Here is an 18,653-nt window from a genome sequence, read left to right on the forward strand (position 1 = left end):
GTGCGAATACGTGGTGCGCAAACATTCCGATTGCGAAGGCCGGGAGCGGGCACGGTGAATCCGGTGTCCGGTCCTCACGGCTTTGCCATACGAGCAGGTTGCGGTGCCAGGACTTCCGGCGTCGGTGTCGCCCTGAGCCGGGAAAGGTAGTACAGCGTCGAGAACACCAGCACCGTCACCATGAAGATCAGCATCGGCCCGTGTCCGATCGTCCCGATCGTCAAGGAGCCGAGCGCGATGAATCCGGCCTGTGGCAGGCTGATGAGTGAATCGGCGACCGCGGACACCCTGCCGAGCATCCTGTCTGGGGCGAGATGCTGCACCTGCGTGTAGAAACCCACGATCACCGGGGCGATTCCGCCACCGATCACGACGAATCCCGCGATCGCGCTGATCGGGACCGGTATCAGGAGTGCGGCGTGTCCTGCGATGTATAGGAGCAGCCCGCAGAGAAGCAGCCGACGGGCACCAAGCCGGTCGACCATTCGGACGGTGACCATTCCGCCGACGATGGCGCCGACCGCTTGACAACTGCTCAGTACGCCCACAAAAGTGACAGAGAGCTGCAGGCCGTTCGACACAAGGGCGAACACGGTCGGCTGGATCAACCCGAAGACGGCGAGCACGCCCACCAGCGTGAAAGCGGTCTCCCGAAGTGGGGCGCACTGCCACAGGAATCGCGCGCCGGCGGTCATCTGGCGCACGAGAGGCTCACCACGCTCGTACTGTGGCTTGGGGTCATCGACGTCCACCAGCCAAACGCACACCGCGGCGACCAGATAGGTCGCGGCGTTGATCACCACCACCGCTTCCACGCTCGACGCGGCGAAAAGCGCGGTGCCGACGACCGGCGCGAACAAACGACTGATCTCTTTCAGGGTGCGCAGTTTCGCGTTCGCCCGGCCGATCCCCTTCGGTCCGGCGATCCTCGGGAGCAACGCGCCACCCGCGGCGTTGTGCAGACTCGTCCCGAACCCGGTGATCACCAGCACCGTGTAGATGATCCACACGTCCGAACTCGTGGTGGCGAACAGCACCAGACACGTGACGGGAGCGAGCACGAGGTTGATCGTCAACACGAGCCGCTTGCGCCGCACCCGATCGACGACCACTCCGAACAGCGGCGCAATGATACCTGGGGCGAGATAAGCCAGGAAGGTCATACCCGCCGCGCCGTCGCTGCCGGTCAAACTCTTCACCCAAAGGGCCGCTACCAGCCAAAGTGCGCTATCGCCGAACAGCGACAGACTCACGCCGGACAACCACAGGTTCAGGCTGCGAGTGCGGTGAGGGTTGGGTTCCTCTTGCAAGGGCTCTGGAGACATCCGGACCGGCACGGTATGACAATGTATCGGATGGTAGTCGTCGACGCGCAGCCTTCGACTCCTCGATCTCCGTTTCCGTGAAAGGCCGCTTGTGAACCCGAGCAATGAGAGAACAGCCGCACCGATGACCACCTGGGTCACGGCGGACTCGATCGACGAGATCCCGCCGGCCGAGTGGGACGCCGTGGCCGAAGGCTCCTCGCTTTTCGCTTGTCACCGCTGGCAGCGGTTTCTCGAAGACCGGCTCACCACGAAAATCGCGTATCTGCTGTGGCACGACGAGGACGGCAAGTTGATCGCGGCCCTGCCGACTTACTCCGGTGGGCCGGACGAGACACCGTCGCCCTTCACACTGACCAAGGTCATCCACTCGGAAGCCGCGTCGCCGTCGGGATTCGCGGTTCTGGGTGGGACGGCCTACGGATATCACAACGATGGATTGCTCATCCGGCCCGATGTGTCCGCCGGGGAGCGAGCCTCACTTGCTCGGACCATGGTCGAGACCTTCCGGGAGTTCGCGACTTCTCTGGGAGCCGAGTACACCGCTTTCCTCTGCGTGCCACAGGCGCGGCTCACCGAACTCTCCGAGGCGGGGTATGGGCACCCGTCGGTCGGACTGCTGAACACCGTCGCCACGCTGGATCTCCCGGCCACGACTTTCGAGGGGTACCTCCACACTCTCCCGAAGCGGCGGCGCCAGGAAATCGGCCGAGAACGCCGCATCTTCGAAAACAGTGGGCTCGTGTGGGGCCCCGCCACTTTACCGGATGATTTCGACGAGATCGCCGCGCTTTTCGAATTCACCTACCGCCAACATGGCTATCCCCCGGCCGACCCGGCAGGGCTCCGCCAGAACCTGGAGGCGCAAGCGCGATGCTTCGGCGAGGACACCTTGGTCCTCACCTGCCGCGACGAAGGGCGCCTGGTCGGCGCGGTGAGCGGATTCGTGAACGGGTCGCAATGGGTGGTCCCGTGGCTGGGCTTGGACTACGAGGTGGCGCGAAGGACGGCGCTCTATTTCAACCTCGGCTATTACCTGCCCATCGAATGTGCGCTGGCACGAGGGGCGACGACGATCGACTTCGGGATCAAAGCGCTGCACGCCAAAGTGTCGCGAGGAATGACGATCGAGCCGAAGTGGGCACTGGTCGAACCGTCATCCGAAGGAGCAAGTGGTTGGTCGGCCGCCGTTCGCGAACACAACCGCCAGAGCTTCGACGAGTTCCAGGAGGAGAACGGCGAGCGAGCGACGGAGTTCCTCACCGCGAAGTGGAGTCCCCAGGCGCCGCTTCCCGGCGCCGATTGATCGGACGCCCGGTTCGATAACGAATCCCTTGGCGATCGATCGGATCCCGGCTACGTTTGTTTCATGGTGGAGATGATCCCGGAAATCCACGGTCTTCCGATGACGCGCTCCTGCCCCTTCGATCCGCCCGACGAGCTCAGCGAGCTCAGGGAGCAAGCACCCCTTTCGCGGCTGATATTCCCCGATGGCCACCGCGGCTGGCTGGTGACCAACCATGCGCTGGCCCGGACCGTTCTCGCGGATCCACGGTTCAGCAACCGCAACGAATTCCGGCACTGGCCGGTCGAACGCGCGCGGACACAGACACGGCACGTGCCGACGCTGCCGGGGATGTTCAGTCGTCTGGACCCGCCGGAGTACACGCGCTATCGCCGTCTCCTCGCCGGGCAGTTCACGGTACGGCGCATGGCGACGCTCGAGCCGAGGATCACTGAGATCGCCGACGCCTGTGTGGACGAGATGCTCCGGGTCGGGCCTCCCGCCGATCTCCAACGCGATTTCGCGGTGCCGATCCCGTCGCAGATGATCTGCGAGTTGATCGGTGTGCCGCTGGAAGACCGCGAGGCTTTCCTCGAACGGACGAACGTGCTGGTCGACATGAAGTCGACCAGCACGGGCTCCGGCCATGCCTGGGCGTACATCCATGACTACGTCCGCAAACTGGTCGCCGCCAAGCGGGCCGATCCGGGCGAGGATCTGCTGAGTGGTTTGACCGAAAGCGACCTCACCGACGAGGAACTGACCGGGGCAGGGGTGACGCTCATCGTCGCCGGCCTGGAGTCGACCGCGAACATGATCGCGCTCGGCATCCATGCGCTTTTGCAGAACCCCGACCAGCTCGCCCTGTTGCTCGATGACATGACGCTGCTGGAAAACGCGATCGAAGAGTTGGTGCGCTACCAGACCATCATCCACATCGGCCCGTTCCGCGGCGCGCTGGAGGACGTCGAATTGGAAGGCGTGCAGGTCAAACGGGGCGAAGTGGTGCTGGTGTCGCTTCCCGCCGCGAACCGTGATCCGCTGAGGTTCGACGACCCCGACCGACTGGACCTGCGGCGCACGACGACCGGTCACGTCGGCTTCGGTCACGGCATCCACCAGTGCATCGGCCAGCAGCTGGCGCGCGCGGAGTTGCGGATCGGCTACTCCGTACTGCTCCGGCGGCTTCCCGGCCTGAGGGTGACCCTTCCGCCGGAGGAGATCGCGATGCGGCACGACATGGGTGTGTACGGGGTCAAATCATTGCCGGTGGAGTGGGATGCCTGACCAGTTGAAGATCGAGACGGACGTCGATGTCTGTATGGGCACGGGAGTCTGTGCCCTGACGGCTCCGGCGGTGTTCACGCAACGGGAAGACGACGGAACCGTCATCGTCAGGGTGGCCACGCCGGGAGCCGAGTTGCACGAAGTGACGCAGGCGGCGGCCTACAACTGCCCGTCCGGCGCGATTCGGCTGAACGTCAGCGAGACTCCGTGACGAAGTCCGTCATCAGAGCGGTCAGCCGACCGACAGCGGGTCCCGTCACCAGGCCGAAGTGATCGCTGGAAAGCGTTTCCTCGATCACTGCCCCGGTGAGGAATTCAGTCCACTTCCTCGTGGGTACAACGGTTTCCGATGCCGACACGAGCAGTGTCCGTACATCGACCGGGGCAGGCCGGTGGCGGTGGACCGCACGCACGATCGCCGAGTAGAGCCGGCGCCGATGCCGTAGTTCCGGAGACTCGCTCACGTCACGGTTGTCGAGCGTCAGCGCGATCTCAGCACGGAAATCGCTCGCGAGTCTTTTCTCATCGGGGAGTGAGCCGTCTGGCAGGACGGCGTCGACGAGAACGAGTCCGGCGATTTCGTGTTGCTGCCGCTGCCGCAGCCGGTGGGCCACGGCCTGCGCGATGATCCCGCCGAAGGACCATCCCGCGATGTACACCGGTCGGTCGGCGCAGAACCGGGTGATCAAGTCCGCGTACTGGTCCGCCATGGAAGTCACGGACGTCGGAAGAGGTCCTCCCGGCCGTTCCTCCGCTCCGATCCCCCAGCACTGGAATCTCGAGCCGGCCTTTTGCGCGAGCGGGGCGTAGCAGAGCGCCGAGCCTGAACTCGGGTGAATCAAGAACACCGGTGCCGCCTCGCGGTCGAGCCGAGCGCTACTGGTCAGGGCGGAAATCTGTGCCGGGAGCGCCTGCTGGGGCGCGACCGCCACCCGGTCCGCGAGCTCCGCGACGGTCGAAGCGGCGTAAACGTCGCCCACGGGCAAGGAGATCCCCAGCCGGCGCCTGAGCTCGGCCAGCAGGCGCACGATCCGGAGCGAGGTGCCGCCGAGTTCGAAGAAACCGTCGTGGATCCCGACCTGTTCGATGCCCAGTGTCGCGGCGAACGCCTCGGCGACGTGCCGTTCCGCGGTTGTCCGCGGCTGAGCCATCGGGGAACCGGCGGATGCGCCCGGTGACGGGAGCGCGGACCGGTCGACCTTCCCGTGCGGGGTCAAGGGGATGGCGTCGATCACGTCGACCGAGCTCGGCACCATGTAGTGGGGAAGCGACTCGCCGAGCCATTGCCGCAGCCGGGCAGGGTCACAGCTACCGCCTGGAGCGGGCACCACCCAGGCCGCGACCCGGGCATCGGCGCCGGAACCCACCAGGTGAACCACCACCTGCTGCACGTCAGGATGGCCGGCGAGAACCGTTTCGACCTCCCCGAGCTCCACCCGGAATCCGCGGATCTTGACCTGACTGTCGAGCCGGCCGCGAAAGGTCAGCTCACCGTCGCGACCCAGAACGCACCGATCTCCCGTCCGATAGACCGTCCCGCGACCGGGGACGAACGGATCCGGCACGAAAGCCTCACGGGTGGCCTCCGGGGCGTTTTCGTAGCCTTCGGCCACACTCACTCCCCCGATCCACAGCTCGCCCGGGACCCCGACCGGGGCCAAGTCTCCGAAGGCGTCGACCACGTAAGCGTGGGAATTGGCCCGCGGTCGCCCGAAAGGCAGGGGATCGACCTCGTCCGGCCCGCAGCGATGCCAGGCCATGATGACGGTCGCCTCCGTGGGCCCGTAACTGACCACCACCTCCCGTCCCCGCGCCGCCCAGCGAGCCGCGAGTTCAGCGGGGAACGCCTCGCCACCGATGTCGAGCAACCGGAGCGGCAGGTCGGGCCGGAGTGGCACGAGGTCCACGAAGGTCGGTGGCAGGACCGCCACGTCGATGCGCGCGTTCTGCAGGTAGTCGGAGAGATCGTCTGGTGCGCGGATCACTTCGAGAGAAGGCATGCACACGGTCCCGCCGCGGCACAGGGCGGTGAAGATTTCCAGGACCGAGACGTCGAAGGTGAGGTTCGAGAACTGGAGGACCCTGGTTCCTTCACCGATGTCGAAACAGTCGCCGTACTGGCGCACGAAGTCGGCTGCGGCCTCGTGGGACACCAGTACGCCTTTGGGACGTCCGGTCGAACCGGAGGTGTAGAGGACGTAGGCGGGACGGCGCCGGTCCTTTCCGGACGGACTGCGTATATCCCCCGCGCCGACCGCGCGCACCTCCGTGCCATCCACCATGACTCGGACACCTGAGTCGGCGAACTGCTTGTCCACCCGTTGCCGAGGCGCTTCCGGATCCACCGGCAAGTAGGCGGCTCCGGTTTTGAGAACGCCGAGGACAGCGGCCAAGAGCGCTACCCCGCGATCGGCCTTGACGGCCACCCGGTCCCCCGGCTCGACGCCGGCGTGCCGCAGTTTCCCGGCGACGGCGTTCGCCCTGATGTCGAGCTCGGCGTAGGTGAAGGTGCCGTCCGGACACTCGGCTGCGATCCGCGATGGTGCTACGTGCACCCAATGTGCGAAGGAGTCGTGCAGGTCCACCGTGGGCACCGGCCGCTCCGGGCCGGTCAGAGATTTGATGAGCTCTTTTCGAGTCGCGGGGTCCGTCAGCGTGATCTCCCGCAAGGGGCTCCGCGGTTTGGCGACCACCATCGTCACGACGTGTTCGAAGTGGTCCAGGAGCTGTTCGATCCGCCATCGGTCGAACAAATCGCTGGAGTACTCCACATAGAGAAGCGAACCGTCTCCGGCCGCCGACACCTGGATGTCGAGATCGAACTTCACCTGCCCGGTCGCGATCTCCCGGCTGTCTCTTGGCCGCAAGACCACCCCGGGCGCCAGAATCTGGTCCGGTGTTCCGCGCTCGAAGCCGAGCGCTGTCTGGAACAACGGGTTCGCACCTCGATGACGCGGCGGGCCGACCACCTCGACAACCTGGCTGAACGGGACCTCGCGGTGGCCGAGATCGGCGAGAAGGGCGTCCCGTGTCTGCCGGAGGAATTCGGCGAAGGGCAAGGTCTCGTCGATCCGGTTGCGGACGGCGAGCATGTTCACGAACAGGCCGACGGTGTCGAACGACTCGGCACTCGCCCGGCTTGAGGTCGGCACACCGATCGGGATGTCGGTACTGCCGGTCGTGCGGCTCAGCGTCCAGGCGAAGGCGGCGAGGATCACCATGAACGGCGATACCTGCTCACGCACCGCCAGATCCTCGACGTCGGCCATGAGCCCCGGCCGCAGTTCGCGTCGAAGCAGTTCGCCGTGATGTGCCCCCGCGGTGATCGGCCGAGGCCGGTCCGCGGGCAGTTCCACGTCTTCGAGGCCTGCGAGCCGCTTCTGCCAGTATGCGAGATGCTCGCCGATCGCCTCCTCGCTTCCGGAGGCGCGCTCCGTCCGGACGTGGTCGGCGAACTGCGGCGGCTCGATCGCCGAGGTGTCCTTTCCCCCGGCCCGGTAGTGCCGTCCGATCTCCTCGACCATCAGCTGCACCGACCAGCCATCGGCCACAATGTGATGAAACATCAGGAGCAGCACATGATGCCCGGCGCTCAAGCGATAGAGGGTGACCCGCAAGCGGTGCGGTCCGCCGAGATCGAGCGGCCGGAAACACTCCGCGCGCAAGGCTTCCCGCAGCTCCGGCTCGCCCGACGTCAGTTCCACCAGCGGGCACGCAAGTGGCGTCGGAGGCCGTACCCGGGCTGTGGGGATGCCGTCGACGTCCACGTACTCCGTGCGCAGGATCTCGTGGCGTTCGACCAGCGTTCCCAGTGCTTCACGCAGTACCTCGACGTCCAGCGCTCCGATGACGTCGTAGGCGATCGGAACGGTGTAGGCGGCCGACGGCTCCATCCGGTGAAGGAACCACAGTTGTTCTTGGGAATGAGACAGCATCAGAAGTCCAACTCGACGCCACAGTCCGTGGTCCAGTAATAGAGCTGGATGGCGGCTTCGATACTCAGCCGGTTCACGCCCGCGCCAAGCCCCTCGGACGGATCCGACAGCACCGCCTCGACCCGCTTGGCGTCCAGCAAGCCGGCGATACCGCTGGCCTTGTCCTCGCTGATCACTTGGAGCTGTTTGCGCAAGGATTGGCGATAGGCCGGATCCTGCGCCGTCGGAAAAGGAGACTTGCCGCGCCACAGGATACTTTCCGGCAGCAGGTCGGTCACCGCGGCGCGCAGCAGGCCCTTTTCCCTGCCGTCCAGATTCTTCATGGCCCAGGGGATGTTGTAGACGTACTCGACGAGGAGGTGATCGCAGAAAGGCACACGTCCTTCCAACGGGCCGGCCTGGCCCATGCGGTCTCGTCGATCCAGAACCGTCCGTAGATACCTGGTGAGATTGAGATAGGTGATCTCCCGCATCCGCCGTTCCTCGGCGGTTTCCGTTCCGGTGAGCGGGGTCTCCGCGATCGCCTCCTGATAGCGCTGGTCGATGTAGCCGGGCAGATCGAGCTCCTGGTAGAGCTGCCGATCGACGAGCCCCGAGTACATCTCCATTCCGTGGAAAGGCCCGATCCAGGGAAAGGTCTTGGCCCGGACATACCAGGGATCCTGGAACCAGACGTAGCCGCCGAACAACTCGTCCGCGCCGTCGCCGCACAGCGCCACCGTCGCGGTCGGCTGCATCCGGGCCGCCAGCCGGCGGAACGCGACATGCGTGTCCAGGCCTACGACCGGCCGGTCCATCCCGCTCACCACGGCCAGCTGTTCCAGCGGATCCATCAGGTCGTCGGTGGTCACCAGCAGTTCGCTGTGGTCGGTGCCGAGGCGCTCGACCATCGTCGCCACGTGAGGACTGTCCGGGGACTCGTGCATCTCGTTGCGACGGAAGTGTGCGAGGTTGTAGCCGTACTCCATCGAGAAGGTGCGCAACCGGTCACCACCGGCCCCCGCGCCGACCTCACGGTCCACGAGCGTGGACACGATGCTGGAGTCGAGGCCACCGGAAAGCATCACCCCGAGCGGTACATCGGAGACCACCTGGCGTTTTATGCTGTCTTCCAGCAGCTCCCGCACCGTGCGGATGGTCTCGGACAGGCTTTCGGCGTGCTCCCGGGCGGGGAGCTGCCAGTAATGGCGCCTGCTGAGCCCGTCTCGGCCGAAGGTCACGATCTCGCCGGGCATCACCTCCCTGACACCTCGGAAGACCGTGAGGCCGGGGGTCGGCGTATAGCCGAGAAGTTCGCGCAGGCCGTCGTGGTCGACGACGGGCCGTGCCTGTCCGGTGTGGAACAGCGCTTTGGGCTCCGACGCGAACGCGAATCCTTCGTCGGTCAGCGTGTAGTGGAGCGGATAGATCCCGAACCTGTCACGGATGAGGTGGAGCTGTTCCTTCGCCGCGTCCCAGACCGCGAACGCGAACATCCCCCGCAGCCGCTCCGCGCACGCGGGTCCCCATTCCTCGAAGGCACGGAGCACGACCTCGGTGTCGCTTCCCGTGATGAAGCGGTGCCCACGCCCGGTCAGCTCCCGGCGCAGGTCCACGAAGTTGAAGATCTCCCCGGTGTACGCGAGGACGGCCGGTTCCGCACCGTCCTCGGCATCTGCGCCCACCATCGGCTGGCTACCGCCGATCGGGTCGATGACCGCGAGCCGGGTGAACACCAGCAGCGCATGCCGCCCCAACCAGCGGCCGCCCGACTCGGGGCCGCGGTCGTGCAACGCCGCCGCGAACCGGTCAGCGGTCTGATCCCGTCCGCCGAGATCCGAGCTGAAGGAGATGATTCCGCCAATTCCACACACGTCGACTCCTGGAGGAACGGGGCACAGAGCCCGCCGATCGGTTCAGTAGACCTCGAAATACTCGCGCTGTTCCCAGTCGGTGACCTGGTCGGCGGCGTGCTCGACGCCGTCCGCGGCCGCCCACTTCTGGTAGCGCGTCCATTCACTTCGCTTGAGCAGCAGAAGAGCGCGCCACAGCGGTTCGCCCAACGTCTGCTTGAACAGCTCCGACGACTCGAAGGCTTCGAGCGCCGCAGCGAGCGAATCCGGTAAAGGTGCGGCATCGGTGGCGTGCGGGTCTGTGGACGCCATCCCCGGGTCCGATCCGCGATCGATGCCATCGAGTCCTGCGGCCGCTTGGGCGGCGATGAACAGATAGGGATTCGCGCACGGCTCCCCGATCCTGTTCTCGATGTGGGTCACCGGGTCCCCCTCCCCGCCAAGCACTCGAAGAAACGTTCCCCTGTTCTCCACGGACCAGACCACACGGTCCGGTGAAAGGCTGAACCGGTCGGCCATACGCCGGTAGCCGTTGACCGTCGGCACGCAAAGCAGGCTCGCGCTCTCCGCGTGCTCCAGCAGTCCTCCGAGATAGTGACTGCCGGTCGTGGAGAGGAATCCGCCCTCGCTCCCGGTTGCGAAGGCGTTGCGGTCACGGGCCAAGTCATAGAGGGACTGATGCAGGTGCCAGCCACTCGGGTCCAGGCCTGGAAGCGACGGGAGCGCCATGAACGAGGCGTGGTACCCGAGGCGAGCGCAGACCTGCTTGGTCAGGCTGCGGATCAGCAGCACCGCGTCGGCGGCGGCGAGACCGCTCATCGGGCTGAAGGTGCATTCCAGCTGCCCCGGCCCCGATTCGTGTTCGATCGTCCGCAGCGGGAGATCGACGTCCCGGTAGGCACGTGCCAACGGCGCGATGACCGGAAGCAGCTGATCGACGTAGAGATCGAGGTTGAACTGGTAGCCGGCGTTCACCGCCGCCACCGACGGTGCACTGCCCTGGATCCCGAAGCCGCCGGCGCTTTCCGGGCGGCCGTCATCCAGGAATCTGGTCAGTGTCCACTCGATCTCCAAACCGACGACCAGGTCGAGCGAGCGGGCGGCCAGCCGCTCGCTCTGCCGTTTCAGCACGGCCCGGCTCGACAGCGGATGCGGGGTGCCGTCCCTCAGGTACTCGTCCGCGACGACCCAACCGATCGCCGCCTCCTGGTGCGGCAGAACGCGGAACGTGTGCGGGTCCGGGACGAGGACGAAGTCTCCGGCCCCGGTCAGCTCGGGGACGCCGATCCCCGCGCCTTCGGTGAAGAAGTCGATGGCGACGGCATGACCGGTGTCGAATACGAGGGGGCCGGGGCTCGCGTCCATACCGTTTCGGAGGACAGTCCGGAACGCGGGTACGGTCAGGGTCTTGGAACGCACAAGGCCGTGGGGATCGCCGTAGACCACGCGTACCAGGTCCAGCCCGTCGAGCACAGTATCGAGCTTGGCGGCCTCCTCGCGTTGGGCCTCGCTCCACAGCCCGTGCCGGGCGATGAACCCGGGCGTACCGGTGCTGAACCCCGCGTAACGCTGGACGTTCGCGTACGCCGCGGCGACGCCGGGCTTGGCCTCAGTCATCGTTCCTCCTCAGATCAGACCTGCGGCGGTGCGTCCGTAGGCTGCTGCCCATGGCCGGATCCGTTCCAGGTCGCGGGCGACCGCGAGCACGGCGGAGTCCGCACGCCAACGGCCTACCAGTTGCACTCCCACCGGGATCCCGCGCTCGGTGAACCCGGCGGGCACCGACACCGCGGGCTGCCCGGTGATGTTGAACGGGTAGGTCGCCGGCGTCCAGGAAAGCCAGGACAGCCGGCCTTTGTGGACGGCTTCGGCAGGTTGATGAAGCTCAGTGGAGAACGGGCCGATCGGCACGGTGGGCATCGCCAGCACGTCCACATCGGCCATGGCCAGCCGTATCTCGTCGGCCAGCTTCCCCCGATCGCGCTCCGCGCGGGCGAGATCGACCGCCGACAGTTTCCTGCCGAGGTCGGCTACTTCCAGGCGTCCGGGTGCGGCGTGCTCGACGGGCTCTTCACCGGCACCTGCCGCTTCGGCGGCCGCGAGGATGGTTTCGAGAACGTGGTACGGGTCGGCGCAAGGGGGTCTCATCTCTCGTACCGTGTGCCCGGCCTCTCCGAGCGCGGCGACCGCGGCGTATGCGATCCGTTCGATCGCCACCTCCGGTTCGGGGCGGCCGAACGAGCGGATCCAGCCGATGCGCAGAGGCCGGTCCGTGGCTGGTCCCAGATCCCATTCGCCGGGCGGACCGGAGTAGGAATACACGTCCCTGGCGTCGGCCCCGGCCATGACCGACATCATCAGCGCCGTGTCGGAAACACTGCGTGTCAGCGGTCCCAGATGTGACAGGTTCTCCGGACTTGTTGGTACGTAGGGAATGCTGCCGAACGACGGCTTGAACCCGACCACTCCGCAGAAGGCCGCGGGAATGCGAACCGAGCCCGCGCCGTCGGTGCCAACGGCACCCGCGCCCAGCCCGGCCGCGACGGCCGCCGCGGCACCCCCGCTGGAGCCGCCCGAGGTGAGTTCGAGGTTCCACGGGTTACGCACCGGGCCGGCCAGCAAGCTGTTGCCCGAACCGCTCCAGCCGAACTCGGATGTCGCGGTCTTTCCGAGGAGCACCGCTCCCGCCGCTCGCAACCGTTCGACGACGGGGGGATCGAAGTCCGGAATCCAGTCGCGATGCTGCCAGGAACCTCTGGTCGTGCGCAGCCCTTTCGTCGCGATGAGGTCCTTGACGGAGATCGGAATACCCAGCAGCGGCGCTTCCCGCCAAGCCGTGTGACCGCCGTGTCGGATCCGGGTGGCGGCTGCCTCGGCCGCGGCCATCGCACCCTTCCGGTCCACCGTGATGAACGCGCCCAGCCTGGCGCCGACCGTCTCGATCCGCGCCAGCACGGTTTCCACGTGCTCGACCGGCGACAGCTCGCCTCGTGCGAACGCGTCGCGCAGGGTGGCCATGTCGCAGAACCGGTACTCGTCAGTCATCGAACCGGAACCCCCGATACCACGCGTTGTCGAACGCCGTGACCCGACGGCGATGAGCGGCCATCGCCTGGTGGAGCGTCGTCAGCATCTGGCCGACCGCGACCCCCGCGCGCAGATCGGCGAGTTCGAAGGGCGGCTCCTCGGCCCGCATGAGCCGCAGGTCGTACAGGCCGGGGCGGTAGGAGCCGTCGAAGTGAATTCCGATGGGTACACGGATCGCGTGACGAACGCCGAACGTGACATGGCCGGTGTGATGCTGGTCCGACCAAGTGGTGATGTCGGGCATCGAAGGCGCGAAGAACCAGTCGTCCCTGCCAGGGTGATGCCTGCCGAGCCCCATGGAGTCCGGAAGGTAGTGCCAGGTGTTGTAGCGCATCCTTGCGCTGTAGGAGGCCAGGGCTTTGATCAACGAGGCACGGTCATCGGCGAATCTCTCCCGGAACCGGTGGCTGGGCACGACGCAGCAGTAGTTCTCGTTCGTGGTCAGCCGCAGCACCCGCTCCGGTGAGTCGCTGCCGTCGGCCAGGTCGTCCAGGCATCGAGGTCCGCGTGCCATGGTCACATCCGAATCGGTCGCCTCGGCGACGGCGCCGAGCAATCCGTGGAGCAGTTGCTCGAAAGCCGAGCCGAAACGAGCGTCGCCTGCCGGTTCGGCCAGCGCTCGTGCCAGGTCGTCGGGGACGCGGAACGTACCGTCGGCCGTCTCGTCCAGGCTCGCCTCTTCGCGCAGGAACCCGACCACCTCGGCGGGAAGGTCGGCCGGGCCGACCCGAGGAACCAGCGGCCGCTCCTCCTTGTAGAGGTTGACGCCCTGGATGTACCGGTAGAACTGTTGACCGGAGCGGATCGATTCCGACCGCCGGGCCGCACACTGGACCGCCAGATCATCAAGCCTGCCCAGGATTCCGCCGGTCGGCATGGCCGCCGCGGAGTCGATTTCGAGGCCGCTGTAGCTGCACGTTTTCCGCCGAAGCCACGCCTCCAAAGCGGACGGTGTCAGCTGGCGGCTGTTGAACTCTTCCAGCCGAACCGCCGTACCGGACTTAAGAAGCGCGGCGGCGCACGCGACGAAGACGGCGTCTTCGACCCGCCACTCCGCCACTGCCGTCCGGCTCAGTTCGGTCAACACCGAATCCGGCGCACCGACGGCCAGCGACTTCCCCGGGAGGTTGGAGTGGCTGCCCAAGTTCGAATAGGTCCGGTCGCCGACGTAGATCCGCACCGGCGCGAGATGGACCAGCGCGTCGGAGACGGCGTTCAGCCGCTCGACGACCGCTTCGGGCGGCTCTTGTGCCAGCTCCGCAGCGAGATCGTCGAACTCGGATCGCTCGGCCCAGGCCGCTCCGCGCGCCAGGCGATCGGCAGTGGCGAGGGATTCAGGGGTAGGCCAGCAACCCTTGCCGATGCGGTATGCACCCTCGCCGGCGTCGGCATCACGTTGTCGGATCGCCAGCCTGCCTGTCGCGGTGAGCCAGAGCCACCAGCCGTCGTCGGTCCTGTCGTCGTCGGCCTCGGTCTCTCCATCACCTTCGAGCCCGATCCCCGAGCGGACCATCTCTTCCAGAAGACCCCGCTCCTGGCGACTGAGTGCGGCGATCCCCGTCTCCTCGTTGATGCGTCCATCCAGAGTGGCGGCGACGCGAGCCGCCTCCGACGCCGTCGACTGCTTCCTCGCCAGCGCGGCGGCCTCTGCCACGATCGCGTCGAAGCCGTTTGTCCTCAAGCCAGTCACCGTTCGCCCCCCCGAACCGATCTCTTCCGACTTTCGTGGATTCGTCCTGACTCAGCCCAACGCGTTCAGCACCCAGGCGGACTCGTGCCGGGTGAAGCCCACGTGGGGGTAGTAGTCGACCGCGGCGGGCGCGGACAGCAGGACGATCTTGGCTTGCGGCGCGAACTCCTGGGTGGCGCGGATCAGGCTCCGGCCCACTCCCTGGCGCTGGAACTCCACGTCGACCGCGATATCCGACATGTAGGTGACGTACGCTCCGTCGGTCAACGATCGGGCGATGCCGATCATGCGGCCGTCCAGCCGCGCGGTCACGATCAGGTTCGCCTGGCGGACCATGGTGGTGAAACGGTCACGTTGGTCGGTCGGACGGCGTTCGGCGAGTGTGGAAGCGTGGTAGAGCGCCGCCACTTCCTCCACATCGAGTTCCGCGCCGTCTTCGATTTCACATTTCCACATGCGATGAGGTCTCCTTGATCAAGTCGTGCAGCCGTTCTTTGAGGTGGCTCCGATTGGCCAGATACCTTTCCGGCCCGACGTCCAAGGGTTGTGCGACACCCCGTTCGCGCAATGCCTGTGCGAAATCCGCGGTACCGGACCAGGCCGAGTCGGCGGCACTCTGGACAGTCCGGTAGGCCTGTTCGCGCTCCATACCGGAAGAGACCAGATCGAGGTAGCCCATCGAGCTGTAGATCAGGCCCCGCGTGGCTTCCATGTTCTCCAGCATGCGTTCCGAACGTACGGTCAGGCCCGCGATGACGTCGGCGGCCGAAGAGAAGAGGAAATGGGTGATCATCAGGCTGTCGGGAAGAATCACGCGTTCCGCCGCCTGGTGGGCCAGATCGCGCTCGTGCCACAGCGCGACGTTCTCGAAGGCCACACTCGCGTGGGACCGCAGCAGTCGCGCCAGACCGCACAACCGCTCACTGGTGTTCGGGTTCCGTTTGTGCGGCATCGCCGACGAGCCTTGGTACTCGGAGGTTCGGGGCTCCTCCACCTCGCGGACCTCGGTGCGCTGCAGATGTCTGAACTCCAGGGCGATCTGCTCGACCACGGCGCCGGCGACGGCCAGCGCCGCCAGCAGCTCGGCATGCCGGTCTCTGGCCACGACCTGGGATGGGATCGGCTCGAAGCCCAGCCCCAAGGACGCGCATACGTGCGTTTCCACGCCTGGATCGAGGAACGCGTACGTTCCGATCGCGCCGGAAATCGTACCGACCGCGACGGCGGTGCGAGCCACCCGGACACGCTCCAGGCTCCGGTGCACCGCGAAGGCGTGAACTCCGAGCTTCTGGCCGAAGGTGGTGGGTTCGGCGTGGACCCCGTGTGTGCGACCCACGCACATCGTGTCCCAATGCTCCAGGGCACGGTCGACGAGCGTGGCGAGCAGGCGCGTCCCGGCGTCCAGGACGAGATCACAGGCGGCCTTCAGCGTAGCGCCCAGACCGGTATCGACCACGTCATAGCTTGTCAGGCCGTAGTGGACCCAACGGGCGGCTTCGGCGGGCATGGATTCGGTGTACGCGGCGAGAAATGCCAGGATCTCGTGATCGCGAGTCCGTTCCAGTTCGGCGACGCGGTCCGGGGTGGGCGGCGGTGCTTCGGCGATCAGGCGCAGTGTCGCGGCCGGGAAAGCCCCCTGCTCGGCCATCGCCTCGGCCACGAGGACTTCAATACGCGCCCACAGGCCATACTTGGCCTCGTCGGACCAGATGGCGGCCATCGCCGGCAACACGTAGCGGGGAATCATCCTCGTCCTTCGTCCAGGGCCTAGGGGATGTCTGCGGTCGACGGGCTCGTCGCATCGAGACAGATCGACCGGACTCGCGCGAGGTCGACCCTCCCTGCCCGGTCCCTGGGCAGCCGTTCGGTCAACACCACTTCGGTGGGCCGGGGTGCTCCCGGCGGCCAAACTCGAAGGACTTTCCGGCGCCACGTCCTCTCCGAGGCGGGATCCGATTCGGCGGTGCCGTCCGGCGCCAGCAGAATCCCGGGTGCCGGACGGCTCGCGTCGGCCCCGGGTACGACGGCCACCTCACGCACACCCGGCAGCGCCGCGATCCGGCGCTCGGCCTCCGCGCCTTCGAGATGCCGTCCCCCGAAATCGGCGGCCTGCCCCGCCAAGCCGAGGTAGTGGAGACGTCCCTTCGGATCGATGCGCGCGCGGATCTCGGTTTCCAGGTCGGGTCCTCCATCCCGCGGACGGAGCACCAGCGTTCCCGGAACCCGCGCCGGCAGTTCCCGCCCGTCGTGCGCGACCACGATCGGTCGCCAGTTCCCGGTGTTGTGGGCCAAGATCAGAGCGCCGTCGGGGACGTCCGGAGCCGGTTCCCACTCCCCCCACGCGATCGGGCCGGCTCGGTCGTCGTCGAGTACCAGCACGATCCGGCCACCCGAGTTCACGAAAGCCACCCGGTCCTCTGTGGGGAGGAATCGGTCGACCGGGACGATCATGGTGCCGGCTTCGAACTTCGGCACGGGTGCCACGGGCAGCGGGCAGCCGGGACTGTCGGAACGCCGAGACAGTGGTTCGTCGGGATCCGCGAGCGCCCGCTCCAAGGTCTCGTGCCAGCCTGACACGAAGTCCTCGGCGGTCTCGGCATCGAAAACGGAGGTCGCGTAATCCAGGCGGCCGAATACGCCTTCCGGGGTCTTTCGTAGCTGAAGCGTGACTTGGAAGGACTGGGACGAGTTCGGCGCGAAGAAATCCCAATCCAGCACAAGCCCCGGAACCTCGCCGAAGTCTGCTGCGACTCGCGGGTAGGAAACGCCGAACCGATCGAAGATGCTCGGCCCGATGTCGACGCCATAGCTCTGGCGGAGTTCGCGCATCAGAAGGTGGAACGGGACCCGCCGGAACCGGTCGATGTCGGCCAGGGCACGTCCGGCCGTGGTGACCAGGTCCCGGAGGCCGGCCCGCGGCGCATGCTCGATCACGCAGGGAACCATGTTGACCTGCATGGCAATGCGTTCCCTGGTGGCGGCGGTACTCGTGTCCGCCGGGATGGACAACGCGAAGCGGTCGTTTCCGTAGCGACCGAGCTGGGCGGCGGTCACGGCGAGCAGACCGGAGAAGAAGCTCGTCCCGGCTTCGGTTGTGAGAGCGGCGAGCCGCCGCAACCTTTGCTCGGGGAGTTCGAATCTCGACGTCGCGGCCATACTCGACACAGGATCGACGCGACTCGGCACGGGCAGTACCAGGCTGGGAAAGGTGCGCAGGTCGTGCCCCTGCCAATAGGTTGTCGCCGCCGCCAGCCCGGCTTTGTCCAAGTCGTCGGAGCCGGCCAGCGGAGCGACGGCTTCGACGGCCGCGGCCGGGCGAACCCCCGCTCGGATCTCTCGCAAGGCACTGACGAACTGGCGCGCGAACACGAATTTGGACCGGCCGTCGAACGCGATGTGATGAACCGCGATCACCAGCGTCCGCCGCTCATCACCGTGGTCGAGCAGGAAGAAACGGATGGGAGCACGGGACGTCAAGTCCCATGTCAGCGGCCGCCGGGCGCGATACCAGGCGCGGGCCGTCTCGTTCTCGGCGCCCGGCGCGCACGGAACAATGGGGTATTCGATTTCGAATACCGTTTCGGCGTCGTTGATCCGAAACCAGTACCGGTTATCCTGGTCGACGATTGTTCCGCGCAATTCCGGATGGTTTCGGCAAACTTCGGCGCAGGCCCCAGCGACCGCGTCGGCCTCCACTGTCCCGATCATCGTGACAACGAAGAATCCTGCGTTCACCTGTTCCGGATGCCGGAGCTGTTCCAGCCACACCGGTTCCTGCGCCATCGTCAATGGCACGGTCTCCCCGCATCCCCGCATCTGACTCTCTTCCATCGCTCGACGAGGGACAGTCAGGCGCTCTGCTCCTGCGCGAGGTCCGTCACCGCTGCCGCGAAGTCGCCGAGCACCGGGTTTTCGAACAACAGCAGAAGTGGGACGTCCACTTCCAATTCGGAGCGGATGAGAACGACGATCCGGGTGCCGACCAAAGAGTCGACCCCGAGCTTGAGCAGGTTGGCCGTCTGCGCCACCGGCTGCTTGAGGACGTCGGAGACAACTCTGGACACCGTCTCGCCGACGGCAGTGAGAAGGGGACCGGATATCGACAAGGAACGTAACCCTCCTGGTTGGGGACTTATCGTTCGCGCTACCTGGTGATGACCAATGATCCCAGTCTTACAGACGCCACCCCGAGCTGTCCACGAAGAACTGAGG

At 66.5% G+C, this 18,653-nt stretch carries 13 protein-coding genes; 3 read left to right on the forward strand and 10 right to left on the reverse strand.

Annotation, left to right across the window (positions count from 1 at the left end):
- Positions 1-74: 74 nt before the first annotated feature.
- Positions 75-1,337, reverse strand: a complete 1,263-nt coding sequence (locus tag AC069I_RS40170) for an MFS transporter (RefSeq protein WP_478228807.1) — start codon at positions 1,335-1,337, stop codon at positions 75-77.
- A gap of 112 nt (positions 1,338-1,449) precedes the next feature.
- On the opposite strand from AC069I_RS40170, the gene AC069I_RS40175 reads away from it, so the two are divergent.
- The 3 genes from AC069I_RS40175 to AC069I_RS40185 all read left to right on the forward strand — a co-directional run bounded on the left by AC069I_RS40175 (position 1,450) and on the right by AC069I_RS40185 (position 4,108).
- Positions 1,450-2,631 (forward strand): GNAT family N-acetyltransferase, encoded by a 1,182-nt coding sequence (locus AC069I_RS40175; protein ID WP_478228808.1) that lies wholly within the window; start codon positions 1,450-1,452, stop codon positions 2,629-2,631.
- 63 nt (positions 2,632-2,694) lie between these two features.
- Positions 2,695-3,897 (forward strand): cytochrome P450, encoded by a 1,203-nt coding sequence (locus AC069I_RS40180; RefSeq protein ID WP_340681972.1) that lies wholly within the window; start codon positions 2,695-2,697, stop codon positions 3,895-3,897.
- On the forward strand, positions 3,890-4,108 hold the full coding sequence (locus AC069I_RS40185; protein WP_340681973.1) for a ferredoxin: 219 nt from the start codon (positions 3,890-3,892) through the stop codon (positions 4,106-4,108). Before AC069I_RS40180 ends, AC069I_RS40185 begins: the two co-directional genes overlap by 8 nt.
- Here AC069I_RS40185 and AC069I_RS40190 read toward each other — a convergent pair.
- The 9 genes from AC069I_RS40190 to AC069I_RS40230 are packed head-to-tail and all read right to left on the reverse strand — an operon-like array spanning position 4,092 to position 18,505.
- Positions 4,092-7,832 (reverse strand): non-ribosomal peptide synthetase, encoded by a 3,741-nt coding sequence (locus tag AC069I_RS40190; RefSeq protein ID WP_478267720.1) that lies wholly within the window; start codon positions 7,830-7,832, stop codon positions 4,092-4,094. The two genes, AC069I_RS40185 and AC069I_RS40190, sit on opposite strands and share 17 nt — an antisense overlap.
- Positions 7,832-9,685 carry an asparagine synthase (glutamine-hydrolyzing) gene (gene asnB, locus AC069I_RS40195; RefSeq protein WP_478267721.1) on the reverse strand — a complete coding sequence of 618 codons (1,854 nt, stop codon included), beginning with the start codon at positions 9,683-9,685 and terminating at the stop codon, positions 7,832-7,834. The genes AC069I_RS40190 and asnB overlap by 1 nt, the downstream gene beginning before the upstream one ends.
- 42 nt (positions 9,686-9,727) lie before the next feature.
- Positions 9,728-11,281, reverse strand: coding sequence for a glutamine synthetase family protein (locus tag AC069I_RS40200; RefSeq protein WP_478228812.1), 1,554 nt, complete (start codon positions 11,279-11,281; stop codon positions 9,728-9,730).
- Positions 11,282-11,290: 9 nt separating this feature from the next.
- Positions 11,291-12,709, reverse strand: coding sequence for an amidase (locus AC069I_RS40205; protein WP_478267722.1), 1,419 nt, complete (start codon positions 12,707-12,709; stop codon positions 11,291-11,293).
- Positions 12,702-14,432: a hypothetical protein gene (locus AC069I_RS40210; protein ID WP_478228814.1), complete on the reverse strand. Its 1,731-nt coding sequence runs from the start codon at positions 14,430-14,432 to the stop codon at positions 12,702-12,704. The genes AC069I_RS40205 and AC069I_RS40210 overlap by 8 nt, the downstream gene beginning before the upstream one ends.
- 60 nt (positions 14,433-14,492) lie before the next feature.
- Positions 14,493-14,897: a GNAT family N-acetyltransferase gene (locus tag AC069I_RS40215; protein ID WP_478228815.1), complete on the reverse strand. Its 405-nt coding sequence runs from the start codon at positions 14,895-14,897 to the stop codon at positions 14,493-14,495.
- Positions 14,884-16,188, reverse strand: coding sequence for an adenylosuccinate lyase (gene purB / locus AC069I_RS40220; RefSeq protein ID WP_478228816.1), 1,305 nt, complete (start codon positions 16,186-16,188; stop codon positions 14,884-14,886). Before purB ends, AC069I_RS40215 begins: the two co-directional genes overlap by 14 nt.
- Positions 16,189-16,208: 20 nt before the next feature.
- Positions 16,209-18,272, reverse strand: a complete 2,064-nt coding sequence (locus AC069I_RS40225; RefSeq protein WP_478267723.1) for a condensation domain-containing protein — start codon at positions 18,270-18,272, stop codon at positions 16,209-16,211.
- 17 nt (positions 18,273-18,289) lie between these two features.
- Positions 18,290-18,505, reverse strand: coding sequence for a phosphopantetheine-binding protein (locus AC069I_RS40230; RefSeq protein ID WP_340681980.1), 216 nt, complete (start codon positions 18,503-18,505; stop codon positions 18,290-18,292).
- Positions 18,506-18,653: the final 148 nt, after the last annotated feature.

Source organism: Amycolatopsis sp. NPDC043885, assembly GCF_056435685.1.